Genomic DNA, 22,071 nt, shown 5'->3' with positions numbered 1-22,071 from the left:
GTCATCTCCAGGTCCGATGCTGTTTCCGAACCTGCACAGGAGACTGGCCATGCAGCTGTACGATCAGCAACTCGATGCCAAGACACGCCGCAAGCTCAAGGACGAACGGCGGATGCGGTTTCGCCGCGCCATCGAACGTTATGAGGACCGCTGCCGGCTCCAGGCCGAGCTCGAGGATTTCGCAGAGCTGAGCGCCTTCAGTGCGCTGCAGGTTGCCGCCCGGAGAAACGCACGGCCAGCGCATTGATCTGCGACCGTTCTTCGCGAATGAAGGCGAGAAACGCCTGGGCCACCGGGCTCAGGCGCTTGCCCCGCGGATAGACCACGCACCAGCTGCGGTACAGTGGCAGCTCCGCCACTGGCAGCTCCCGCAGCGCCCCTGAGGCCAGCGCCTGGCTGACGGCGTGACGCGGCAGCAATGCCAGGCCGAGCCCTGCGACCACGGCCTCGCGCTGCGCCTCTTGCGAGCAGATCTCCAAGGTTCGCGAGAAGTGGGCGCGCTTTTGCTGGAAATACTCCTCGCAGGCCTTTCGCGTTCCCGAGCCCGCCTCGCGCACCAACAGCCTGTAGGGTTCCAGATCCTGCAGTTTCAATTGCGGCGCCTGGCACAGGGGATGTCCTGGCGGCGCCACGGCAACGATCGGATTGTTGAGAAACGGCAGGAATTCCAGCGCCATGTCCTGGGGCACCATGGACATGATCACCAGGTCGTCGCGGTTGTCGACCAGTCGCTTGATGATCTCCCCTCGGTTGCCCACCACCAGCTGCAAGTCTACCTCCTTCTGGCCCTCCCGGAAGGCGGCGAACAAATGCGGGGCGACGTACTTGGCACTGGACTCGACCGCCAGGGCCAGCTGGCCCTGCAGCCGGCCCTGAAGTTCGGAGAGCTGCATGTCGAGGCTATCGAGGCGCCTGAAGATGTCCGCGCCAGCCTGCCGCAGCGCCTCGGCTGCGTCGGTGAGATAGAGCTTCTTGCCGACGTACTCGAACAGCGGCTGGCCCACCAGCTCCTCGAGCTGGCGCACCTGCAGGCTTACCGCTGGCTGGGTCAGCGCCATCTCCTCTGCCGCCCGGCTGTAGGAGCGGGTAGCGCAGACGGCGTCGAACACGTGCAACTGGCGCAGGGTCAGGCGCATCAGGGTCTTTCTCACTGTCACGAAGCCTCGCTACAGAAAAGCCGCTCGGGCTGCCCGATGCGCTTTGCGCTGAAACAGGTCCAGCTATAAGTTACTCATTATAGCTACCCAAACAATTATCAATTATGGGTTATTGCATTCGGCGGGTAGGGTTAGGCCAGTGATTGCCGTTCGCCATTCATGCCGGACCCGCGGGGGCTGGCTGTGCCAAGCCGAGGATTGAAGGTGATAAAGAAACTGTTGATCGCCAACCGCGGGGAAATCGCGGTGCGCATCGAGCGCGCCTGTGCCGAGATGGGCATCCGCTCGGTCGCGGTGTTCTCCGAAGCCGACCGCCATGCCCTGCACGTCAAACGCGCCGATGAGGCCTACTTCATCGGCGAGGACCCGCTCGCCGGCTACCTGAACCCGCGCAAGCTGGTGAACCTGGCGGTGGAAACCGGCTGCGACGCCCTGCATCCGGGCTACGGCTTTCTCTCGGAGAACGCAGAGCTGGCCGAGATCTGTGCCGAGCGTGGCATTCGCTTCGTCGGCCCCAGCGCCGAGGTCATCCGCCGCATGGGCGACAAGACCGAAGCCCGGCGCAGCATGATCGCCGCCGGCGTGCCGGTGACCCCCGGCACCGAAGGCAACGTCGCAGATGTCGAGCAGGCCCTGGCCGAGGCCGAGCGCATCGGCTACCCGGTGATGCTCAAGGCCACCTCCGGCGGCGGCGGGCGTGGCATCCGTCGCTGCAACAGCCGCGAGGAACTGCAACAGGCCTACCCACGGGTGATTTCCGAGGCGACCAAGGCGTTCGGCTCGGCCGATGTGTTTCTTGAAAAGTGCATCGTCGAGCCCAAGCACATCGAGGCACAGATTCTCGCCGACTCGCTCGGTAACACAGTGCACCTCTACGAGCGCGACTGCTCCATCCAGCGACGCAACCAGAAGCTCATCGAGATCGCGCCAAGCCCGCAGCTCACCCCCGAACAGCGCGCCTACATCGGCGACCTGGCGGTCCGTGCCGCCAAGGCCGTGAGCTACGAGAACGCCGGTACCGTGGAGTTTCTTCTCGCCGACGACGAGGTGTACTTCATGGAGATGAACACCCGGGTGCAGGTGGAGCACACCATCACCGAAGAGATCACCGGCATCGACATCGTCCGCGAACAGATCCGCATCGCCTCGGGCCTGCCGCTGTCGGTCAAACAGGAAGACATCAGCTACCGCGGCTTTGCCCTTCAGTTCCGCATCAACGCCGAGGAGCCGCGCAACAACTTCCTTCCGAGTTTCGGCAAGATCACACGCTACTACGCCCCCGGCGGGCCTGGCGTGCGCACCGACACGGCGATCTACACCGGCTACACCATCCCGCCCTACTACGACTCCATGTGCCTGAAGCTGATCGTCTGGGCGCTGACCTGGGAAGAAGCCCTGGCCCGAGGCTCCCGCGCCATCGACGACATGCGCGTGCAGGGCGTGAAGACCACCGCGACCTACTACCAGCAGATCCTCGCCGATCCGGAATTCCGCAGCGGCCGGTTCAACACCAGCTTCGTCGACGACCACCCGGAACTGCTGAACTACTCGATCAAGCGAAAGCCGGGCGAACTGGCCCTGGCCATCGCCACCGCCATCGCCGCCCATGCCGGCCTGTGAGGACAGCTTCATGAACAAGAAGATCACCGTCACCGACACCATCCTGCGCGACGCCCATCAGTCGCTGCTGGCCACGCGCATGCGCACCGAGGACATGCTGCCGATCTGCGACAAGCTCGACCGGGTCGGCTACTGGTCGCTGGAGGTGTGGGGTGGGGCGACGTTCGATGCCTGCGTGCGCTTTCTCAAGGAAGACCCCTGGCAGCGCCTGCGCCAGCTGCGCGCCGCACTGCCCAACACCCGCCTGCAGATGCTGCTGCGCGGGCAGAACCTGCTGGGCTACCGGCACTACAGCGATGATGTGGTGGAAGCCTTCGTCGCCCGGGCGGCGGAGAAGGGTGTCGACGTGTTCCGCATCTTCGATGCGATGAACGACGTGCGCAATCTCGAAACCGCGATCCGCGCGGTGAAGGCCAACGGCAAGCACGCCCAGGGCACCATCGCCTACACCACCAGCCCGGTGCACACCATCGAAGCGTTCGTCGAGCAGGCCAGGGCCATGGCCGCGATGGGCGTGGACTCCATCGCCATCAAGGACATGGCCGGGCTGCTGACACCCTACCCCACCGGCGAGCTGGTCCGCGCGCTGAAAGAGGCGCTGCCGGAAATGGACGTGGTGATCCACTCCCACGACACCGCCGGGGTGGCCGCCATGTGCCAGCTCAAGGCGCTGGAGAGCGGCGCCGATCGCATCGACACGGCGATTTCCTCGATGGCCTGGGGCACCAGCCACCCGGGCACCGAGTCGATGGTGGCGGCGCTACGGGACACGCCTTACGACACCGGGCTGGACCTGGCGCTGCTGCAGGAGATCGGCCTGTACTTTCATGCCGTGCGCAAGAAGTACCACCAGTTCGAGAGCGACTTCACCGGCGTCGACACTCGGGTGCAGGTCAACCAGGTGCCCGGCGGGATGATCTCCAATCTGGCCAACCAGTTGAAGGAACAGGGCGCGCTGAACCGGATGAACGAGGTGCTGGCGGAGATCCCCCGAGTCCGCGAAGACCTCGGATTTCCGCCACTGGTGACGCCGACCTCGCAGATCGTCGGCACCCAGGCGTTCTTCAACGTGCTGGCCGGCGAGCGCTACAAGACCATCACCAACGAGGTGAAGCTGTACCTGCAGGGCGGCTACGGCAAGGCGCCCGGGCAGGTGAACGAAAAGCTGCGGCGCCAGGCCATCGGCAACGAGGAGCTGATCGAGTGTCGTCCGGCCGACCTGCTCAAGCCGGAGCTGGCCAAGCTGCGCAAGGACATCGGCGAGCTGGCGCGCTCGGAAGAAGACGTGCTGACCTACGCCATGTTCCCCGAAACCGCCCGCACGTTCTTCGAGGAGCGCGAGGCCGGCGCCCTGCAGCCCGAGCCGCTACTGCCGATTCCCGACGGCAGCCCGCCAGCGCTGGGCGGCGAAGGCGTACCCACAGAGTTCGTCATTGACGTCCACGGTGAAACCTACCGGGTCGACATCACCGGGGTTGGGGTCAAGGGCGAAGGCAAGCGCCATTTCTACCTGTCCATCGACGGCATGCCTGAAGAAGTGGTATTCGAGCCATTGAACAGCTATGTCGGCGCGGCCGACGGCAAACGGAGGCAGGCCAGCGCCCCCGGCGACGTGAGCACCAACATGCCAGGCAACATTGTCGATGTGCTGGTCAAGGAAGGCGATGCGGTGAAGGCGGGTCAGCCCCTGCTGGTTGCCGAGGCGATGAAGATGGAAACCGAGATCCAGGCACCCGTCGCCGGCACGGTCAAGGCGCTGCATGTGGCCAGGGGCGACCGGGTCAACCCGGGCGAGGTATTGGTGGAAATCGGTTGATTCCGGGGGCACGCCGGAAAAAGACACGGCCAGTTTATTTTGTGTCTACCACCGATCAGCTGGCGTCATCTGGGTCGAACCAACGATCAACGGCCCCTGGCGGGGTCTAACCGCAACCAGGGAGATGTTCGATGGGGCTCGACCCAGTCGTCCTGTTCTTTATCTTCGGCCTGGTGGCCGGCCTGCTCAAGAGCGAGCTGAAGCTGCCCACGGCCCTCTACGAGACCCTTTCCATCCTGCTGCTGCTCGCCATTGGCCTGCACGGCGGCGTGGAGCTGGCCGCTCAGGCCAGCCCTGCATTGCTGGGGCAATCGCTGCTGGTCCTGGGCATGGGCTGCCTGCTGCCGCTGATTGCCTTTCCCCTGCTGCGCCTGCTGCGTTTCGGCCGGGTCGACTCGGCCAGCCTGGCGGCGCACTACGGCTCGGTCAGCGCGGGAACCTTCGCCGTGGTGGTGGCCTACCTGCAGGCGCAGAATGTCAGCTTCGAGAGCTACATGCCGCTGTTCGTGGCGATTCTGGAGATTCCTGCGATCCTTATCGGCATCGTCATGGCCAAGGGCGTCAGCCGCGACACCCACTGGAAGGAACTGGGCCGTGAGATCTTTCTCGGAAAGAGCATCATGATCCTGCTCGGCGGGCTGGCAATTGGGGCCATCGCCGGCAAGGAGAACATCGCCCCGCTGGCGCCCTTCTACACCACCATGTTCAAGCCGGTGCTGGCGCTGTTCCTGCTGGAAATGGGCCTGATCGCCTCCAGCCAGATGGGCTCGCTCAAGCGCTACGGGCTGCGCCTGGCCGCCTTCGGCCTCGGCTTCCCGCTGCTCGGCGCGATGATCGGCGGCACCCTGGGTCACATCATGGGGCTTTCGGTGGGCGGCGTGGCCATGCTCGCCACCCTCGCGGCCAGCGCCTCCTACATCGCCGTGCCGGCCGCCATGCGCCTGGCCCTGCCCGAGGCCAATCCGTCCCTGTCGCTGACTGCGGCGCTGGGCATTACCTTCCCATTCAACATCCTGGTGGGCATCCCGCTGTACCTGCAACTGGCCCAGACGCTGACGGGAGCCCCAGCATGAACCCAACCCGGAATCCGTCCATGAACCCGAACAACCGCACCCTGCTCACCGTGATCTGCGAGGCCGTGCTGGAAAGCAAACTGGTGGCCGACCTGGAAAGCCTGGGCGCCCCCGGCTGGACCCTGTCGGATGCCCGCGGCCGGGGCAGTCGTGGAGTGCGCAGCGCGGGATGGGAGGCGGAGGGAAACATCCGCGCCGAGATCATCTGCAGCCGCGAGGTGGCCGAACGCATCGCCGAACACCTGCAGACGCGCTACTACGCGCATTACGCCATGGTCTGCTATCTCTCCAGCGTGGAAGTGCTACGCTCGGAACGCTTCTGAGCACTCCACACGGCGCCAACCCCGCCAGTGGATATCGCGCACCTTCGTGCAAAGCGCGCGATCGGCAGTGCCGGCGATCATCCAGGGCGCGACAGACCGCACTTTTGCGTATAATCCCGCGTTTTCGGTCCGCTTGGCGGCCCGGCACACCATCAAGCCACGCGTCCTGCGTGGCTTTCGGTTTATAGCGCTCCCGGGCGCAGCGATGAGAGGCGCAGGCATGAGCCCATTGGTAGGCGTGATCATGGGGTCCAAATCCGACTGGCCCACCATGAGCCACACGGCGGAGACACTCGAAAAGCTTGGCATCCCGCACGAGGTCACTGTGGTATCGGCGCACCGGACGCCGGATCTGCTGTTCAGTTATGCCGAGCAGGCCGAGTCACGCGGCTTGCGTCTGATCATCGCCGGTGCCGGCGGCGCCGCGCATCTGCCGGGCATGTGCGCGGCCAAGACGCATCTGCCGGTGCTGGGCGTGCCGGTGCAGTCCTCGATGCTCTCGGGCGTCGACTCGATGCTGTCGATCGTGCAGATGCCGGCCGGCATTCCGGTGGCGACGCTGGCCATTGGCAAGGCCGGAGCGATCAATGCCGGCCTGCTGGCGGCAAGTATCCTCGGCCACGAGTTCCCGGATTATCACGTCGCGCTCAAGGCATTCCGCGAGCAGCAGACCCAGACCGTACTCGACAACCCGGACCCGCGCCTTCCCTGAAATCGCGGCTGCGCGCCGCAGGAACACTCACGGCGCGAATGGAGACCACATGAAAATCGGTGTCATCGGTGGCGGCCAGCTTGGCCGCATGCTGGCGCTGGCGGGTACCCCGCTGGGCATGAACTTCGCCTTTCTCGATCCGGCGCCGGATGCCTGCGCCGCCGCGCTTGGCGAGCACATCCGTGCCGATTATGGCGATCAGGATCACCTGCGCCAGCTGGCCGATGAAGTCGATCTGGTGACCTTCGAGTTCGAGAGCGTGCCCGCCGAGACCGTGGCCTTTCTGTCCCAGTTCGTCCCGGTCTATCCGTCGGCCGACTCGCTGCGCATTGCCCGCGACCGACTCCTCGAGAAGTCGCTGTTCCGCGAACTGGGCATCCCGACGCCAGCCTTCGCCGACATTCTCTCGCAGTCCGACCTCGACCGCGCGGTGGCCGAGATCGGCTTGCCGGCCGTACTCAAGACACGCACCCTGGGCTACGACGGCAAGGGCCAGAAGGTGCTTCGCGACCCGGCGGATGTCGTCGACGCCTTTGCCGAGCTTGGCAGCGTGCCCTGCCTGCTCGAAGGCTTCGTGCCGTTCAGCGGCGAGGTGTCGCTGGTGGCGGTGCGCGGGCGCGACGGCGAGACCCGCTTCTACCCGCTGGTGCACAACACCCACGAAGCGGGCATCCTGCGCCTCTCGGTAGTCAGCGCCGACCATCCGTTGCAGGCGCTGGCCGAGGATTATGTCGGCCGGGTGCTGGAGCGACTGGACTACGTTGGCGTGCTGGCCTTCGAGTTCTTCGAGGTCGAGGGTGGACTCAAGGCCAACGAGATCGCGCCGCGGGTACACAATTCCGGGCACTGGACCATCGAAGGGGCCGAATGCAGCCAATTCGAGAACCACCTGCGCGCAGTAGCCGGCTTGCCGCTCGGCTCCACCGCCAAGCTCGGCGAAAGCGCCATGCTCAATTTCATCGGTGAGGTGCCGCCGGTAGTCGAGGTGCTGGGGCTGGATGAATGTCACCTGCACCACTACGGCAAGGCTTTCAAGGTCGGCCGCAAGGTCGGCCACGCCACCCTGCGCTGCGCTGATCGTGCCGGCCTGGAGCGCCAGATCGCTGCTGTCCAGGCCCTGCAAGGCCAGTCCTAGCGCCGCTCGCGCCTGGCCGTTCGCCAGAAATCGCGAACTGCCGGACATCCTCCCGGTCCACAGGTACGTGACGCACTTGCCTTAAGCCACTGAGGAGGAATGCCCATGGGCATCATTGGAACCATCATCATCGGCCTCATCGTAGGCCTCATCGCGCGCTTCCTGAAACCCGGCAACGACAGCATGGGCTGGATCATGACCATCCTGCTGGGTATCGGCGGCTCGCTGCTGGCCACCTATGGCGGCCAGGCGCTGGGCATCTACCAGGCGGGCGAAGCGGCAGGATTCATCGGCGCAGTCATTGGTGCCATCGTCCTGCTAGTGATCTACGGCATGGTGACCGGTCGCAAGCACTAGCGGCACACGGGGCCGTTCGCGGCCCCTCCCCACCCCCCACTCCCCGCCTCACCCTTCATTCCTGCACCCCTTCCGCACGTATCCGCAGAAAACATAGGTAAATCCAATCGCTCTCAATGGTTTATTCAATTTAGAGATGACGGGCACTTACCTTAAGGTTACCTCCATCAAGTTTTCACCTACAGCTGCCCGCCAGGGCGTGAACGACTAGAGGGTATCCGACATGCTGGACGCGAATCTCAAAGCTCAACTCAAGGCCTACCTGGAGAAAGTTACCCGCCCGATCGAGATCGTGGCGTCGCTCGACGATGGCCCCAAGTCCGAGGAAATGCTCGGCCTGCTCAATGACATCAACAGCCTGTCCGGCCAGATCAGCCTCGACACCAGCGGTGACGATGCGCGCAAGCCGTCATTCACTCTGAGCAGCCCGGGCCAGGACATCACCCTGCGCTTTGCCGGCCTGCCCATGGGCCATGAGTTCACCTCTCTGGTCCTGGCACTGCTGCAGGTGGGCGGTTACCCATCCAAGGCCACGGCAGAAGTGATCGAGCAGATCCGCGGCTTGTCGGGTGAATACCACTTCGAGACCTACTTCTCGCTGTCGTGCCAGAACTGCCCCGACGTGATCCAGGCACTGAATCTGATGGCAGTGCTGAACCCGAACGTCAGCCATGTGGCCATCGACGGGGCGCTGTTCCAGGACGAGGTGGAAAAGCGCCAGGTGATGGCTGTTCCGAGCATCTACCTCAACGGCGAAGTATTCGGCCAGGGTCGCATGGGCCTGGAGGAGATCATCGCCAAGCTGGACACCGGCGCCTCTGCCCGCGAAGCCGAAAAGCTCAACACCAAGGAAGCCTTCGACATGCTGGTGGTAGGCGGTGGTCCGGCTGGTGCGTCCGCAGCGATCTACGCGGCGCGCAAGGGCATTCGTACCGGCGTTGTCGCCGAGCGCTTCGGCGGACAGGTGCTGGACACCCTTGGCATCGAGAACTTCATTTCGGTCACCGAGACCGAGGGGCCCAAGCTGGCCAGCGCGCTGGAACAGCATGTGCGCCACTATGATGTCGACATCATGAACCTGCAGCGTGCGGTCAAGCTCGTGCCGGCCAGTCAGGACGGCGGTCTCAACGAAGTGCATTTCGCCTCCGGCGCCGTGCTCAAGTCCAAGACCCTGATCCTTGCCACCGGTGCCCGCTGGCGCGAAATGAACGTGCCGGGCGAAGCCGAGTATCGCACCCGCGGCGTGGCCTACTGCCCGCACTGCGACGGCCCGCTGTTCAAGGGCAAGCGCGTGGCGGTCATCGGTGGCGGCAATTCGGGTGTCGAAGCGGCCATCGACCTGGCCGGGATCGTCGCCGAAGTCACGCTCATCGAGTACAACAGTTCGCTGCGCGCCGATGCCGTCCTGCAACGCAAGCTCTACAGCCTGCCCAACGTGACGGTGATCACCAACGCGCTGACCAGCGAGGTGAAGGGTGACGGCAAGAAGGTGACCGGCCTGGTCTATAAGGATCGCAGCTCCAGCGATTTCCACACCCTGGAACTCGAAGGCATCTTCGTGCAGATCGGCCTGATCCCCAACACCGACTGGCTGAAGGGCAGCGTCGAACTGACCGACCGCGGCGAGATCGTCGTCGACGACCGCGGCCAGACCTCCCTGCCGGGAGTGTTTGCGGCAGGCGACGTGACCACGGTGCCGTACAAGCAGATCGTGATCGCCGTGGGCGAAGGTGCCAAGGCCTCGCTGGCCGCCTTCGACCACCTGATCCGCAGCTCCGCTCCGGCCTGAGGCTGCGAGCGTATACCGGGGCAGCCGATCGGCTGCCCTTTTCTTTTGCGCCCCGCCAATTGACCCTGCTGTCATCTGCCACTACTCTCCCGCCCTTGCTTCAGGTGCCCCGCAAGGGGTGAAACAGGGAAGCCGGTGCGTTTCATCTGAAACCAGTCCGGCGCTGCCCCCGCAACGGTAGACGAGTCGAGATCCGCGACAACCACTGTGCCAAGGCATGGGAAGGTGCGGTTTCGGGAACCTCTGGTTCCGCTCGTGAGCCCGGAGACCGGCCTGCTGCATCAGCCGCAGTATCGAGCGGGTAAGCCCCGCTGAACGGACTGCGTTCATCCGATCAGATCGTGCGGTGGGCACGACGGAGACCCCATGATTCGCAAGCCTGTTCACGGGCCGGCAGCCCTGTTGCTGCTCGGCTATGCCTCCTTTTCTGCCGCCCAGAGCGGTCACACCCCGCTTCACCTGGACGAGCAGGTGGTCACTGCCACCCGTGCGCCGGCGGTCGGGCCCACCGTTGCCGCCACCAGTGTCCTGCAGCGTGCCGACATCGAGCGCCTGCAACCCGCTTCGGTGCCCGACCTGCTGCGCCGTCTGCCGGGCGTCCAGCTGACCAGCAACGGCGGTCGCGGCAAGAACACCTCGCTGATGCTGCGCGGCACCAGCAACCAGCACGTCCTGCTGCTGGTCGACGGTATTCCCCAGGGCTCGGCGACGACCGGTGCGCCTGCCCTGCAACACCTGCCTGTTGAGCAGATCGAGCGAATCGAGGTCGTTCGTGGCCCACGTTCCAGTCTGTACGGCTCCCAGGCGGTTGGTGGGGTGATCCAGATCTTTACCCGCCAGGGTGCCGAGCAAGGGGTCAAACCGCATCTCTCGATTGGTGCCGGTAGCCGCTCCAGCGCCCATGCCAGTGCCGGCGTATCCGGCGGCAGCGAAGCCGCCTGGTTCAATGCTAGCGCGACCACCGAGAGCACCGATGGCATCAACGTCAGGCGTCTCAATCCAACCTCACCCAACGCTCATGAGCCTGACGCCGATGGCTACCGCGAGCACTCGGTCGCTCTGCGCGGGGGCTATCACTTCGCCAATGGGCTGTTAATCGACGGCAGCCTGTTGCACGTGGAGTACAACAGCGAGCTGGACGTCCGCAGTCGCACCGGCGCAACTGGCCGCAACGCCTACAGCGAGGGCAGCGGCCAAGTGATCGGTGGTCGTGCCCGCTTTAGCCCGCTGGAGCCCTGGCAGGTGACCCTGCAGGCCGGGCACAGCGAAGACCGCTCGGACAACTTTCAGGATTCCGCCTTCTTCTCCCGCTTCGACACCAAGCGGGACACCTTCAGCTGGCAGAACGACGTGCAGCTTGCCCAAGGACAGCTGCTGAGCCTCGGCGTCGACTACCAGAACGACCGCATCGACGTCAGCGACAACTATGCAGAGACCTCCCGGGGCAACACCGGTTACTACCTGCAGTATCAGGCCGAGCGGGGCCGGCACGGCCTGCTCGCCTCGCTGCGCCGCGACGACAACGAGCAGTTCGGCAACCACGACACTGGCAATCTGGGCTGGAGCTACGCGCTGACCGATACGCTGCTGCTCACAGCGTCCTACGGCACTGCGTTCCGCGCGCCGACCTTCAATGATCTTTACGCACCTGCCACCGCCTGGACTGCCGGCAACCCCGGGGTCGGCCCGGAAGAGTCGGCAACCTACGAGCTGGGCCTCAAGGGACGTGAGCATTGGGGAGGCTGGGGTATCAACGCGTTCGAGACTCAGATCGACGACCTGATCGTCTGGGCTGCCGATGCCACCGGCTTCTGGATGCCTAGCAACGTCAACAGCGCCCGCATTCGCGGGATCGAAGGCACCCTGCAGACGCGCCTGCTAGGCTGGGATATGTCGACCGCGCTGACCCTGCTCGACCCTCAGGACCGCAGCACGGAAAACCACGGGAATCTGCTGGCACGCCGCGCAGAGCGAACCCTGAACCTTGACCTGGACCGCGCTTTTGGCCGCTATGGCGTAGGGGCCACGCTGTTCGCCGCCAGCGAGCGATATGATAGCGCCACCAACCTGGACAGCACCCGCATGCCCGGCTATGCCCAAGTAGACCTGCGCGGCGAGTATCGCATCGATGAGGCCTGGCGCCTGCAGGCGCGCCTGAGCAACCTCTTCGACCGTGAATACGAGACGGCGCAGTTCTTCGAGCAGCCCGGCCGAGCAGTGTATTTCACTGTCCGCTACCAAGCCTTGTGAGCTTACAGGGCACATCAGCCCCCACATTAGGAGACCTTCGATGTTGAACCTGTCCGCCCGCTCCCAGCTCTACATCGGCCTGGCGCTCGCCATCCTGATGGCCATGACTCGCGGCAGCCATTTCGACGCGGTCAACCTGCCGAGCGCGTCCTGGGCAGTGTTCTTCCTCGCCGGGGTCCTGCTGCAACCCCGCTGGGCCTTCCCGGCGCTGTTTCTGCTGGCCTCGGTCCTGGATTTCATCGCGGTCGGCTGGCAGGGCGTGGGGGGTTACTGCATGTCGCCAGCCTACTGGATGCTCATTCCCGCCTACGGCTCGCTCTGGCTAGGCGGGCGCCTGTACAGCCAGCTGCATTTCGAGCACCCGGCGAGCCTGGCCGGACTGGCCGGTAGCGCGGCCTCCAGCGCCTTTGTCTGCTACCTGTTCTCGGGCGGCGGCTACCTGTACCTCTCGGGCCGTTACCCAGACCCGAGCCTGAGCCAGCTCGGCGAGCGCATCGCCACCTATTACCCGAGCCACCTGGGCAACCTGATGCTCTATGTCGGGATCGCGGCGGTGCTCTATGCTGGCCTCCATGCCGCAGCGCTGCTGCGCCAGGACGCGCGCGCGTGAGCGAGACCGAACGTGATGCGCGGCACCGGGCGCGCATGCAGCGAAAAAAGGCCGTGATGGACGAGAAGATCGCCCAGGCCAGGGATGAATACGGTCTGCTGCTGGTGCACACGGGTAATGGCAAGGGCAAGAGCAGTTCTGCCTTCGGCATGGTCGCCCGCGCGCTGGGGCACGGCATGAAGGTGGGCGTGGTGCAGTTCATCAAGGGCGCCGCGACCACGGGCGAAGAAGCCTTCTTCAGGCGTTTCCCCGAGGAGGTGAGCTACCACGTGATGGGCGAGGGCTTTACCTGGGATACCCAGGATCGCCAGCGCGACATCGCCAAGGCCGGCGAGGCCTGGACAGTGGCCCGGGGTCTGCTGCAGCGGGACGACATCGGTCTGGTGGTGCTCGACGAGCTGAACATCGCACTCAAGCACGGCTACCTGCAGCTGGACGAGGTGCTCGCCGACCTGGAGAGCCGACCGCTGCACCAGCATGTGGTGGTCACCGGCCGCGGCGCCCCACCCGGGTTGATCGAGGCGGCGGATACCGTCACCGAAATGGCCCTGGTCAAGCACGCCTTCAAGGCGGGGGTGAAAGCGCAGAAGGGAATCGAATTCTGATGGCCTCGGCCTCCCATGACGGGACCGAGGCGCGCCGCTGCCCCGCCCTGCTCATCGCCGCGCCGGCTTCTGGCCAGGGCAAGACCACCGTCACCGCCGCCCTGGCGCGCCTGCATCGCCGTCAGGGACGGCGGGTGCAGGTGTTCAAATGCGGGCCGGATTTTCTCGACCCGATGATCCTGGCGCGTGCCAGCGGCCAACCGGTCTATCAGCTCGACCTGTGGATGGTCGGTGAGACCGCCTCGCGCCAGTTGCTCTGGGACGCTGCCGGTAAAGCCGATCTGATCCTGATCGAAGGGGTGATGGGCCTGTTCGACGGCACCCCTTCAGCGGCCGATCTGGCGCAACGCTTCGGGGTGCCGGTACTGGCGGTCATCGACGCCTCGGCCATGGCCCAGACCTTTGCCGCCCTGGCCCATGGCCTGGCCACCTTTCGCCCCGGGCTGCCCTTTGCCGGAGTATTGGCCAACCGGCTGGGCTCGGCGCGCCACGGCGACATCCTGCGCGAAAGCCTGCCTGCCGGCATGGCCTGGTACGGCGGTTTGCCGCGCAACGAACAGATGCAGCTGCCAAGCCGCCACCTCGGATTGATACAGGCCCAGGAGCTGGACGACCTGGACGCCCGACTCGACTGCACAGCCGATGCACTGGCCGCCAGTGCCGACACAGGCCTGCCCGCCCCGGTCACCTTCGAGGCGCCCGCAGACAGCGAGACGCCGCTCCTCCTCTTGCAAGACGTGCGCATCGGCGTGGCGCAGGACCAGGCCTTCGCCTTTCTCTATCAGGCCAACCTCGATCTGCTGCGCCAGCTCGGTGCCGAGCTCTGCTTTTTCTCGCCGCTGCATGGCTCATGCCTGCCAGAGGTCGACAGCCTCTACCTGCCTGGCGGCTATCCGGAGTTGCACCTGGCGGCACTCGAGGCCAACCGCGGCATGGCCGAGGCGATAATCGCGCACCATCGGGCCGGCAAGCCTATCCTCGCCGAATGCGGCGGCATGCTCTATCTGCTGCGCTCGCTAACGGGCAAGGATGGCGAGCAGGCCCGCATGGTCGGCCTGCTGCCCGGCGATGCCCGGATTCAGTCGCGCCTGAGCGTGCTGGCGCTGCAGCAGGTCGATCTGCCCGAGGGCAGCCTGCGCGGCCACAGCTTTCACTACTCGGTACTGGAGACCGGGCTGCAGCCCCTGGCGCGTGGCGTCTGCCCCAATCAGAGGAGCACGGCCGAGCCGGTCTACCGTGACGGCCGGCTGACCGCCTCCTATATCCATTTCTACCTGCCGTCGTCGCCCGCGGCGGCTGCCGCGCTGTTGCGCCCATGAACGCGCACGCCTTCAGCCCGCAGGAACGCGCGGCGGTGTATCGCGCCATTGCCGAGCGTCGGGACATGCGTCATTTCGCGGGCGGCAGCGTCCCCACCGAGACGCTGTCGCGACTGCTCGAGGCCGCTCATCAGGCGCCAAGCGTGGGCCTGATGCAGCCGTGGCGGTTCATCCGCATCCACTCGGTCGAGCGGCGTCAGGCCATACGCGCGTTGGTGGAAGAGGAGCGCCAGCGCACCGCCGAAGCGCTGGGCCCACGCCAGGCCGAGTTTCTCGCGCTCAAGGTGGAGGGGGTCAATGACTGTGCCGAACTGCTGGTCGCAGCGCTGATGGACGGGCGCGAAGCCCATGTATTCGGCCGGCGAACCCTGCCGGAAATGGATCTGGCCTCGGTGTCCTGCGCCATCCAGAATCTCTGGCTGGCAGCCCGCGCCGAAGGTCTGGGCATGGGCTGGGTGTCGCTGTTCGATCCCGAAGCGTTGGCCAGGTTGCTGCAGATGCCGCCCGGCGCCAAGCCCGTCGCACTCATCTGTCTGGGCCCCGTGGCAGGCTTCTACCCGCGGCCGATGTTGGAGGAGCAGGGCTGGACAGAGGTCCGCCCACTCCAGGAGTTGCTGTTCGAGGACACTTGGCAGGCATGATCATGGCCCTCAGCCTAGCCGCTGGTGTTGCCCTGGACGCCCTGCTCGGCGAGCCGCGCCGCTGGCATCCGCTGGTGGCCTTTGGCCGACTGGCAAGCGCGCTGGAAGCCCGTCTCAACCCTGACGGAAACGGCCGGCGACTGTCCGGCCTGCTCGGCTGGGGCCTGGCGGTACTGCCGCTGACTCTGGTGAGCGGGCTGCTCAGCCACTGGATCGGCTGGGCCTGGGACATGCTGGTGCTCTATGCCGCACTGGGTCTGCGCAGCCTGGGCGAACACGCCGCTCCGGTGACCGAGGCGCTGGCCCGTGGCGATCTCGCCGAAGCCCGCCGACGGGTGAGCTATCTGGTCAGCCGCGACGCCAGCCTGCTGGACGAGGAGGGTGTCGCCCGCGCCGCAACCGAGTCGGTGCTGGAAAATGGCAGCGATGCGGTGTTCGCCGCGTTGTTCTGGTTTGCCGTGGCCGGCGCACCGGGTGTTGTGCTGTACCGGCTGGCCAATACCCTCGATGCCATGTGGGGCTACCGGACGCCACGCTTCGTGCACTATGGCTGGGCCGCCGCGCGCATCGACGACCTGCTCAATTACCTGCCAGCCCGACTCGTTGCACTGACCTATGCCCTGCTGGGCCACACGCGCCTGGCGCTGTCCTGCTGGCGTAGCCAGGCGCCACAGTGGGACAGCCCCAACGCCGGCCCGGTAATGGCTGCAGGGGCCGGCGCCCTGGCGGTGAAGCTGGGCGGGGGCGCCTATTATCACGGGGCCTGGCATGAGCGCCCTGATCTGGGCGCCGGCAACGCACCCCGAGCCAGACACATCGCCAAGGCGCTGCGTCTGGTGCGTCGCGGCGTGATCCTGTGGGTGGTGCTGATACTCATCGGAGGCTGGCTGCATGCTTGAACACGGCGGACGTCTGCGCCAGGCGGCGCAACGATACGGCATCCCCCTGGCAGACTGGCTCGACCTTTCCACCGGCATCGCGCCCTGGACGCTGCCGCTGCCGCCCGTGCCGCTGAGCGCCTGGTCACGCCTGCCCGAGCCGGATGACGGGCTACCTGAAGCCGCTCGACAGTACTACGGGACCGACCGGCTGCTCGCGGTTGCAGGCTCACAGGCTGCCATCCAGGCCCTGCCGCGCCTGCGCGGCCCCTCGCGGGTCGGCCTTTTTGCTCCCGCCTACGCCGAACATGTCCATGCCTGGAGCCGTGAAGGACACAGCCTGGTCACCCTCTCCTCAGCGCCGAGCGGCGAAATGCTTGACAGCCTCGATGTGCTAGTGGTGATCAACCCCAACAACCCTACCGGCGAGCGGCGGCCTCCCGCGGTCTTGCTCGACTGGCATGCCCGTCTGGCCGAGCGCGACGGCTGGATGGTGGTCGACGAGGCGTTCATCGACAGCACGCCAGAAGACAGCCTGGCACCCTTTGCCGGCCGCCCCGGCCTGGTTGTGCTGCGCTCGTTCGGCAAGTTCTTTGGGCTCGCCGGTGCCCGCCTGGGCTTCGTCCTCGCCCCTTCGGCACTGCTCGAGGCGCTGGAGGAGCGACTGGGGCCCTGGACCCTGAGCGGTCCGACCCGCGTGGTAGCCACAGCTCTGCTGGCTGATCGAGCGGGCCAGACAGTACAGCGGGCGAAGCTGCAGACAGCCAGTCAGCGTCTGGTCAAATTGCTGCGCGACAACCGCCTGCCCGCGGCCGGCGGCTGTGCACTGTTCCAGTGGCTGGCCTCGCCCGATGCGCTGGCGCTACACGGGTTTCTGGCACAACGCGGGATTCTCGTCCGTCACTTCGAAACGCCACCCAGCCTGCGCCTCGGCCTGCCCGCCGATGAAGCTGGATGGGCCCGACTCGCCCAGGCCCTGGGCGAATGGAACGACCGATCATGACCACCCTGATGGTGCAGGGCACCACTTCGGATGCGGGCAAGAGCATGTTGGTCACGGCACTGTGCCGCTGGCTGAAACGCCAGCAGGTCGCCGTGGTGCCCTTCAAGCCGCAAAACATGGCGCTCAACAGCGCGGTCACCGCAGACGGCGGCGAAATCGGCCGAGCCCAGGCAGTGCAGGCACAGGCCGCCGGCCTGGCTCCCCATACCGACATGAATCCGGTGCTGCTCAAGCCCAACACCGATACCGGCGCGCAGGTCATCATCCACGGCCGGGCGCGCGCAAACATGGACGCGCAGGCCTACCAGGCCTACAAGGCGGTCGCCCGCGAAGCGGTTCTGGCCTCCCACCAGCGGCTCACGGCGGCTTACGAGGTAGTGGTGGTGGAGGGCGCCGGTTCTCCTGCCGAGATCAACCTGCGGGCGAACGATATCGCCAACATGGGCTTTGCCGAGGCCGTCGACTGCCCGGTCATCCTTGTGGCAGACATCGATCGGGGCGGCGTCTTTGCTCATCTGGTCGGCACCTTGGCACTGCTCTCGGAAAGCGAGCAGGCCCGGGTGAAGGGCTTTGTCATCAACCGCTTCCGCGGCGACCTCGCCCTGCTCCAGCCGGGCCTCGACTGGCTCGAGCAGCGCACCGGGAAGCCGGTACTCGGGGTGCTGCCCTATCTCGTGGACTTCCACCTCGAGGCCGAGGATGCCATCGATGCGCGACAGGTTGCCAAGGCGGATGCGCCGCTCAAGGTGGTGGTCCCGGTAATGCCACGTATCAGCAATCACACCGACTTCGATCCGCTGCGTCTGCATCCTGAGGTTGATCTGCGCTTCGTCGGTCCGGGCGAGCCGGTACCGCTTGCTGATCTCATCATCCTGCCAGGCTCGAAAAGCGTGCGTGCCGACCTCACCTGGCTGCGTAGCCAGGGTTGGGAGCAGGCCATCGCCCGACATCTGCGTTACGGGGGCAAGGTCATGGGAATCTGTGGGGGCCTGCAGATGCTTGGCGAGCACATCGAGGACCCGCTGGGCCTCGAAGGGCCACCCGGCAGCGCACCCGGGTTCGGATGGCTGCCGCTGAGCACGGTGCTTGGGCCGGAGAAACAGCTGCGTAACCGCCGCGGCAAGCTTGCCTTGGAGCAGGCCGAGGCATGGGGTTATGAGATCCATGCGGGGGTCAGTCGCGGGCCGGCGCTGAATCGACCCGCGCTGCGTTTCGACGAGGGTGGCACCGACGGTGCCCTGAGCGCGGACGGACAATTGCTCGGCACCTACCTGCACGGCATCTTCGAGAGCCCGGCCGCCTGCACGGCGCTATTGCGCTGGGCAGGTCTCGAAACGGCCGCCAACATCGACTACCACGCCCTGCGCGAGCGTGATATCGAACGCCTGGCCGACCTGGTAGAAGGCCATCTGAACACTGGCGCACTTCGTCAACTTTGCGGACAGATGACATGATCGACTTTCTTCTCGGCGGTGCCCGATCGGGCAAGAGCCGCCTTGCCGAACGCCGCGCGGCCGAGAGCCAGTGCGCCGTGACCTATATCGCCACCAGCCAGCCCGGCGACAGAGAAATGGCCGCACGCATCGCCCACCACCGCGCCCGCCGCCCTGCCCAGTGGGCCCTGGTCGAGGAGCCGCTGGAACTGGCCAGGACGCTGCGCGAACAGGCTGCGCCAGATCGCTGCCTGCTGGTGGACTGCCTGACGCTCTGGCTGACGAATCTACTGCTGCAGGATGACCCCGGGCAGCTCGAACTGGAGCGCGAGGCGCTGCTCCACTGCCTGCCACTGCTGCCCGGCCAGATCATCCTGGTCAGCAACGAAACCGGGCTTGGCGTCGTTCCGCTGGGTGAACTCACCCGCCGCTTCGTTGACGAGGCCGGGTGGCTGCACCAGCGCATCGCCGAGGTCGCGGACCGGGTCACCCTGGTGGTCGCCGGCCTGCCACAGATACTCAAGGGAGAGGCACGTTGAATCCCTGGCTGTCATTCCCTTGCCGCTCGCCCTGCCTCAAGGCAGCCTCAAGGGCGGCTGCACGCAACGAGCAGTTGACCAAGCCGCAGGGCGCGCTGGGCCAACTCGAGGCGCTGGTGATCCGACTCGCCAGCCTGCAAGGCCGACCCGAGCCTGCTATCGAGAGCCCGTGGATCAGCCTGTTCGCGGGTGATCATGGCGTGGCTGCCGAAGGTGTCTCGGCCTATCCCCAATCTGTAACCGGCGAGATGCTGCGCAATTTCACCCACGGCGGAGCAGCCATCAGCGTGCTCGCCAAGCGACTCGATGCACCGCTGGAGGTTATCGACCTAGGCACCCTGGGCGACCTTGAGCTGCCTGGGGTCAGGCATCTGCGCCTCGGACCCGGCACTGCCAGTTTTCTGGAGGCCCCGGCAATGACCGAAGCGCAACTCGCGGCTGCGCTGGATGCGGGCTACGAGAGTGTCGAACGCGCCCTGACCGCAGGCGCCGACCTGTTCCTCGCCGGAGAAATGGGCATTGGCAACACCACTGCCGCCACCGCCATGGCCTGCTCCTTGCTGCAAAAACCGGCGCCTGAACTCACAGGAGCGGGCACGGGCCTGCAACCTGCCGGCATTGCACGCAAGTCCGCCATCATTACCCGAGCCCTGGAGCGGCATCGGCTCGACCCCGCTGTACCGCTGGAGATCCTGCGTCACCTGGGCGGCTTCGAGATCGCCGCCCTTTGTGGAGCCTACCTGCATTGCGCCCAGCGCGGATTGCCGGTACTGGTGGACGGCTTCATCTGCAGCGTCGCCGCGCTGTGCGCGGTGCGCTTCAATCCGTCCGCCCACGACTGGCTGATCTTTGCCCACCACTCCGCAGAGCCTGGGCATCGCGCAGTGCTGGCTGCGCTGGGAGCCAAGCCGCTACTTGACCTGGGCCTCAGGCTCGGTGAAGGAAGTGGTGCCGCGCTTGCCGTCCCCCTGCTGCAGCAAGCCTGCGCGCTACACAAAGGCATGGCCACCTTTGCCGAGGCGGCTGTCTCAGGGCAGGACTCATGACCTTGCGCCTCGACCTGCTGCGCCACGGTGCCACCTCCGGCGGCGGCGGCTTTCGCGGACGTCTTGATGATCCGCTGAGCGAGACAGGCTGGGCGCAGCTGCGCGACGCCATGGCAGACCATGGCCCCTGGACCTCCGTCCTGAGCTCACCCTTGCAACGCTGCGCGGCCTTCGCCACTGAGCTGGCACGCCAGCGGGGACTCGAGCTGCAACTGGAACCCGACCTGCGAGAACTGGATTTCGGTGCCTGGGAAGGCCGTACAGCCGGTGAACTGATGAATTCGGATGCCGAAGCACTGGGACGGTTCTGGCATGACCCCTACGGCTTCACGCCTCCGGGAGCCGAACCCGTCGCTCACTTCGAAGCGCGCGTGCTGGGAGCCCTGCACAGGCTGATCGACAGACACGCAAAGGCGCACCTGCTGGTGGTCACCCATGCCGGAGTGATGCGCCTGCTGCTAGCACAAGCACGTGGGCTCCCCCGTGAGCAACTGCTCCAGGTCGAAGTCGCCCATGCCGGGCTTTTCACCCTCCACGCCGCTCGAGCTGGAACACAACTTCTGCTGGAAGAATCCCCATGCAGGCCTTCCTGATCGCGGCGCGCTTTCTCACCACCCTGCCTTTCCCCCAACCCTCGTCCTACGAACCCGCCCTTATCGGGCGATCGGCGATCCACTATCCACTGGTGGGCCTGATCCTCGGCAGCCTGCTCGGGCTCGCCGCGCTCCTCCTGGCCTCGTCCCCGGTGCTGCTCCAGGCGGCCCTGTTGCTCAGCCTCTGGGTACTGCTGACCGGCGCGCTCCACCTGGATGGCCTGGCCGACAGCGCCGACGCCTGGCTTGGAGGACTGGGCAGCCGCGAGCGGACACTCGCCATCATGCAGGACCCGCGAAGCGGCCCAACTGCGGTGGTCACCTTACTGCTGGTGCTGCTGGTGCAATTCAGTGCCATCACCGCGCTGCTGGAAAGGGGACAGTTCCAGGCTCTGCTGATCGCCACCGTTCTAGGACGCGCCAGCCTCCTCGCCCTGTTTCTGACAACCCCCTATGCCCGCCCAGGCGGGCTTGGCGCAGCCATAGCCCAGCACCTGCCACGGCGCCAGGCATCGACAGCCCTGGGTATCGCTCTGGCTGCGGTGATACTGCTCGGCGGTGCTCAGGGTGTAGTGGCCTGCATAGTTGCCGCAGGCTTGTTGTGGCTGATCCGCCGCGGCCTCATGCAGCGCCTGGGTGGCACAACCGGTGATACCGCTGGGGCTTTGCTGGTATTGACCGAATGCGCCGTGTTGGTTGTTTGTGCGATCTGACAGCCATGCAAAAGGCAAGTGATCGACTCGGCAGGGGGCAGCGAGCACTGCTGCTGAAGAGACGCTGAAGCCGAGCGCGACAACCGAAATGCAAAGAGCCCAGGTCGTCCGACCTGGGCTCTTTGCATTGTATGGCGCATCCGGCGGGATTCGAACCCACGACCCCTGCCTTCGGAGGGCAGTACTCTATCCAGCTGAGCTACGGATGCGAAGAGACGTATTTAACCATTTATGTGGTGTCTACTCAAGTGCAGCACATTCTCGCCGCCTCTTTACTCAAGGATAACCCTCTCCATATCAAGAAGTTACAACGGCCTGTGGGTCGGCCTCCGGACTGCTTGGGCCTTCACACTGTTCCAGCCTTCGCACGGGCCGTGCCGTTGGGTATTGTCAGGGCTAGGTTTCTCGCCGACAAAGACAAACCCCCAGCCTGCTAGTGCAGGCTGGGGGTTCGGTATA

22 protein-coding genes, 1 tRNA gene and 1 riboswitch are annotated in these 22,071 nt (G+C 65.7%); of the genes, 21 read left to right on the top strand and 2 right to left on the bottom strand.

Annotated elements, in window-relative coordinates:
- The first annotated feature begins 49 nt into the window (after nucleotides 1-49).
- Nucleotides 50-247, top strand: a complete 198-nt coding sequence (locus ACFOMF_RS16540; RefSeq protein ID WP_386366921.1) for a PA3496 family putative envelope integrity protein — start codon at nucleotides 50-52, stop codon at nucleotides 245-247.
- Here the strand turns inward: ACFOMF_RS16540 and ACFOMF_RS16535 are convergent.
- The gene (locus tag ACFOMF_RS16535; RefSeq protein ID WP_386366971.1) at nucleotides 198-1,136 is read right to left on the bottom strand and encodes a LysR family transcriptional regulator; all 939 of its coding nucleotides are present in this window, start codon (nucleotides 1,134-1,136) and stop codon (nucleotides 198-200) included. The two genes, ACFOMF_RS16540 and ACFOMF_RS16535, sit on opposite strands and share 50 nt — an antisense overlap.
- 225 nt (nucleotides 1,137-1,361) lie before the next feature.
- On the opposite strand from ACFOMF_RS16535, the gene ACFOMF_RS16530 reads away from it, so the two are divergent.
- The 20 genes from ACFOMF_RS16530 (at nucleotide 1,362) to ACFOMF_RS16435 (ending at nucleotide 21,612) form a co-directional block, all read left to right on the top strand.
- Nucleotides 1,362-2,777: an acetyl-CoA carboxylase biotin carboxylase subunit gene (locus tag ACFOMF_RS16530; protein WP_386366919.1), complete on the top strand. Its 1,416-nt coding sequence runs from the start codon at nucleotides 1,362-1,364 to the stop codon at nucleotides 2,775-2,777.
- Between the two features lie 10 nt (nucleotides 2,778-2,787).
- Nucleotides 2,788-4,593 carry a sodium-extruding oxaloacetate decarboxylase subunit alpha gene (gene oadA / locus ACFOMF_RS16525; protein WP_386366917.1) on the top strand — a complete coding sequence of 602 codons (1,806 nt, stop codon included), beginning with the start codon at nucleotides 2,788-2,790 and terminating at the stop codon, nucleotides 4,591-4,593.
- 131 nt (nucleotides 4,594-4,724) lie between these two features.
- On the top strand, nucleotides 4,725-5,666 hold the full coding sequence (locus ACFOMF_RS16520; RefSeq protein WP_386366915.1) for a sodium-dependent bicarbonate transport family permease: 942 nt from the start codon (nucleotides 4,725-4,727) through the stop codon (nucleotides 5,664-5,666).
- A gap of 20 nt (nucleotides 5,667-5,686) precedes the next feature.
- A complete protein-coding gene (locus ACFOMF_RS16515; protein ID WP_386366969.1) occupies nucleotides 5,687-5,989 on the top strand; it encodes a DUF3240 family protein in 303 nt (100 codons plus the stop codon).
- A 220-nt stretch (nucleotides 5,990-6,209) separates the two neighbouring features.
- On the top strand, nucleotides 6,210-6,701 hold the full coding sequence (purE, locus tag ACFOMF_RS16510; protein ID WP_386366913.1) for a 5-(carboxyamino)imidazole ribonucleotide mutase: 492 nt from the start codon (nucleotides 6,210-6,212) through the stop codon (nucleotides 6,699-6,701).
- Between the two features lie 49 nt (nucleotides 6,702-6,750).
- Nucleotides 6,751-7,836, top strand: coding sequence for a 5-(carboxyamino)imidazole ribonucleotide synthase (locus ACFOMF_RS16505; RefSeq protein WP_386366911.1), 1,086 nt, complete (start codon nucleotides 6,751-6,753; stop codon nucleotides 7,834-7,836).
- Nucleotides 7,837-7,941: 105 nt separating this feature from the next.
- Nucleotides 7,942-8,193 (top strand): GlsB/YeaQ/YmgE family stress response membrane protein, encoded by a 252-nt coding sequence (locus ACFOMF_RS16500; protein WP_386366909.1) that lies wholly within the window; start codon nucleotides 7,942-7,944, stop codon nucleotides 8,191-8,193.
- A gap of 223 nt (nucleotides 8,194-8,416) precedes the next feature.
- Nucleotides 8,417-9,982, top strand: coding sequence for an alkyl hydroperoxide reductase subunit F (ahpF, locus tag ACFOMF_RS16495; RefSeq protein ID WP_386366908.1), 1,566 nt, complete (start codon nucleotides 8,417-8,419; stop codon nucleotides 9,980-9,982).
- An 85-nt stretch (nucleotides 9,983-10,067) separates the two neighbouring features.
- A riboswitch (cobalamin riboswitch) is annotated at nucleotides 10,068-10,273 on the top strand.
- Between the two features lie 75 nt (nucleotides 10,274-10,348).
- Nucleotides 10,349-12,232 carry a TonB-dependent vitamin B12 receptor gene (gene btuB / locus ACFOMF_RS16490; protein ID WP_386366906.1) on the top strand — a complete coding sequence of 628 codons (1,884 nt, stop codon included), beginning with the start codon at nucleotides 10,349-10,351 and terminating at the stop codon, nucleotides 12,230-12,232.
- Nucleotides 12,233-12,272: 40 nt separating this feature from the next.
- Nucleotides 12,273-12,842, top strand: coding sequence for a hypothetical protein (locus ACFOMF_RS16485; RefSeq protein WP_386366904.1), 570 nt, complete (start codon nucleotides 12,273-12,275; stop codon nucleotides 12,840-12,842).
- The gene (gene cobO / locus ACFOMF_RS16480) at nucleotides 12,839-13,447 is read left to right on the top strand and encodes a cob(I)yrinic acid a,c-diamide adenosyltransferase (protein WP_386366902.1); all 609 of its coding nucleotides are present in this window, start codon (nucleotides 12,839-12,841) and stop codon (nucleotides 13,445-13,447) included. Before ACFOMF_RS16485 ends, cobO begins: the two co-directional genes overlap by 4 nt.
- Nucleotides 13,447-14,766, top strand: coding sequence for a cobyrinate a,c-diamide synthase (locus ACFOMF_RS16475; protein WP_386366901.1), 1,320 nt, complete (start codon nucleotides 13,447-13,449; stop codon nucleotides 14,764-14,766). Before cobO ends, ACFOMF_RS16475 begins: the two co-directional genes overlap by 1 nt.
- Nucleotides 14,763-15,407, top strand: a complete 645-nt coding sequence (gene bluB / locus ACFOMF_RS16470; RefSeq protein ID WP_386366899.1) for a 5,6-dimethylbenzimidazole synthase — start codon at nucleotides 14,763-14,765, stop codon at nucleotides 15,405-15,407. The genes ACFOMF_RS16475 and bluB overlap by 4 nt, the downstream gene beginning before the upstream one ends.
- On the top strand, nucleotides 15,404-16,306 hold the full coding sequence (cbiB, locus tag ACFOMF_RS16465) for an adenosylcobinamide-phosphate synthase CbiB (RefSeq protein ID WP_386366897.1): 903 nt from the start codon (nucleotides 15,404-15,406) through the stop codon (nucleotides 16,304-16,306). The genes bluB and cbiB overlap by 4 nt, the downstream gene beginning before the upstream one ends.
- Nucleotides 16,299-17,288, top strand: a complete 990-nt coding sequence (gene cobD, locus ACFOMF_RS16460; protein WP_386366895.1) for a threonine-phosphate decarboxylase CobD — start codon at nucleotides 16,299-16,301, stop codon at nucleotides 17,286-17,288. The genes cbiB and cobD overlap by 8 nt, the downstream gene beginning before the upstream one ends.
- Nucleotides 17,285-18,742, top strand: coding sequence for a cobyric acid synthase (locus tag ACFOMF_RS16455; RefSeq protein ID WP_386366893.1), 1,458 nt, complete (start codon nucleotides 17,285-17,287; stop codon nucleotides 18,740-18,742). Before cobD ends, ACFOMF_RS16455 begins: the two co-directional genes overlap by 4 nt.
- Entirely contained in the window at nucleotides 18,739-19,260 is a 522-nt protein-coding gene (gene cobU, locus ACFOMF_RS16450; protein WP_386366891.1) for a bifunctional adenosylcobinamide kinase/adenosylcobinamide-phosphate guanylyltransferase, read from the top strand. The genes ACFOMF_RS16455 and cobU overlap by 4 nt, the downstream gene beginning before the upstream one ends.
- Entirely contained in the window at nucleotides 19,257-20,306 is a 1,050-nt protein-coding gene (gene cobT / locus ACFOMF_RS16445; RefSeq protein ID WP_386366889.1) for a nicotinate-nucleotide--dimethylbenzimidazole phosphoribosyltransferase, read from the top strand. Before cobU ends, cobT begins: the two co-directional genes overlap by 4 nt.
- Nucleotides 20,303-20,899 (top strand): histidine phosphatase family protein, encoded by a 597-nt coding sequence (locus tag ACFOMF_RS16440; RefSeq protein ID WP_386366887.1) that lies wholly within the window; start codon nucleotides 20,303-20,305, stop codon nucleotides 20,897-20,899. The genes cobT and ACFOMF_RS16440 overlap by 4 nt, the downstream gene beginning before the upstream one ends.
- Nucleotides 20,884-21,612: an adenosylcobinamide-GDP ribazoletransferase gene (locus ACFOMF_RS16435; protein WP_386366885.1), complete on the top strand. Its 729-nt coding sequence runs from the start codon at nucleotides 20,884-20,886 to the stop codon at nucleotides 21,610-21,612. Before ACFOMF_RS16440 ends, ACFOMF_RS16435 begins: the two co-directional genes overlap by 16 nt.
- Before the next feature lie 132 nt (nucleotides 21,613-21,744).
- Here the strand turns inward: ACFOMF_RS16435 and ACFOMF_RS16430 are convergent.
- Nucleotides 21,745-21,821 (bottom strand) — tRNA-Arg (locus tag ACFOMF_RS16430).
- Nucleotides 21,822-22,071: the final 250 nt, after the last annotated feature.

Source organism: Stutzerimonas tarimensis (assembly GCF_042648805.1).
Taxonomy (GTDB): Bacteria; Pseudomonadota; Gammaproteobacteria; order Pseudomonadales; family Pseudomonadaceae; genus Azomonas; species Azomonas tarimensis.
The sequence above is the reverse complement of the archived record's forward strand: the minus strand, read 5'-3'. Positions and strand labels throughout refer to the sequence as shown.

Coding starts and splice junctions, on each gene's coding strand:
- ACFOMF_RS16540 (WP_386366921.1), top strand. CDS start 50: ATGCAGCTGTACGATCAGCAACTCGATGCCAAGACACGCCGCAAGCTC.
- ACFOMF_RS16535 (WP_386366971.1), bottom strand. CDS start 1,136: ATGCGCCTGACCCTGCGCCAGTTGCACGTGTTCGACGCCGTCTGCGCT.
- oadA (WP_386366917.1), top strand. CDS start 2,788: ATGAACAAGAAGATCACCGTCACCGACACCATCCTGCGCGACGCCCAT.
- ACFOMF_RS16520 (WP_386366915.1), top strand. CDS start 4,725: ATGGGGCTCGACCCAGTCGTCCTGTTCTTTATCTTCGGCCTGGTGGCC.
- ACFOMF_RS16515 (WP_386366969.1), top strand. CDS start 5,687: ATGAACCCGAACAACCGCACCCTGCTCACCGTGATCTGCGAGGCCGTG.
- purE (WP_386366913.1), top strand. CDS start 6,210: ATGAGCCCATTGGTAGGCGTGATCATGGGGTCCAAATCCGACTGGCCC.
- ACFOMF_RS16505 (WP_386366911.1), top strand. CDS start 6,751: ATGAAAATCGGTGTCATCGGTGGCGGCCAGCTTGGCCGCATGCTGGCG.
- ACFOMF_RS16500 (WP_386366909.1), top strand. CDS start 7,942: ATGGGCATCATTGGAACCATCATCATCGGCCTCATCGTAGGCCTCATC.
- ahpF (WP_386366908.1), top strand. CDS start 8,417: ATGCTGGACGCGAATCTCAAAGCTCAACTCAAGGCCTACCTGGAGAAA.
- btuB (WP_386366906.1), top strand. CDS start 10,349: ATGATTCGCAAGCCTGTTCACGGGCCGGCAGCCCTGTTGCTGCTCGGC.
- ACFOMF_RS16485 (WP_386366904.1), top strand. CDS start 12,273: ATGTTGAACCTGTCCGCCCGCTCCCAGCTCTACATCGGCCTGGCGCTC.
- ACFOMF_RS16475 (WP_386366901.1), top strand. CDS start 13,447: ATGGCCTCGGCCTCCCATGACGGGACCGAGGCGCGCCGCTGCCCCGCC.
- bluB (WP_386366899.1), top strand. CDS start 14,763: ATGAACGCGCACGCCTTCAGCCCGCAGGAACGCGCGGCGGTGTATCGC.
- cbiB (WP_386366897.1), top strand. CDS start 15,404: ATGATCATGGCCCTCAGCCTAGCCGCTGGTGTTGCCCTGGACGCCCTG.
- cobD (WP_386366895.1), top strand. CDS start 16,299: ATGCTTGAACACGGCGGACGTCTGCGCCAGGCGGCGCAACGATACGGC.
- ACFOMF_RS16455 (WP_386366893.1), top strand. CDS start 17,285: ATGACCACCCTGATGGTGCAGGGCACCACTTCGGATGCGGGCAAGAGC.
- cobU (WP_386366891.1), top strand. CDS start 18,739: ATGATCGACTTTCTTCTCGGCGGTGCCCGATCGGGCAAGAGCCGCCTT.
- ACFOMF_RS16440 (WP_386366887.1), top strand. CDS start 20,303: ATGACCTTGCGCCTCGACCTGCTGCGCCACGGTGCCACCTCCGGCGGC.
- ACFOMF_RS16435 (WP_386366885.1), top strand. CDS start 20,884: ATGCAGGCCTTCCTGATCGCGGCGCGCTTTCTCACCACCCTGCCTTTC.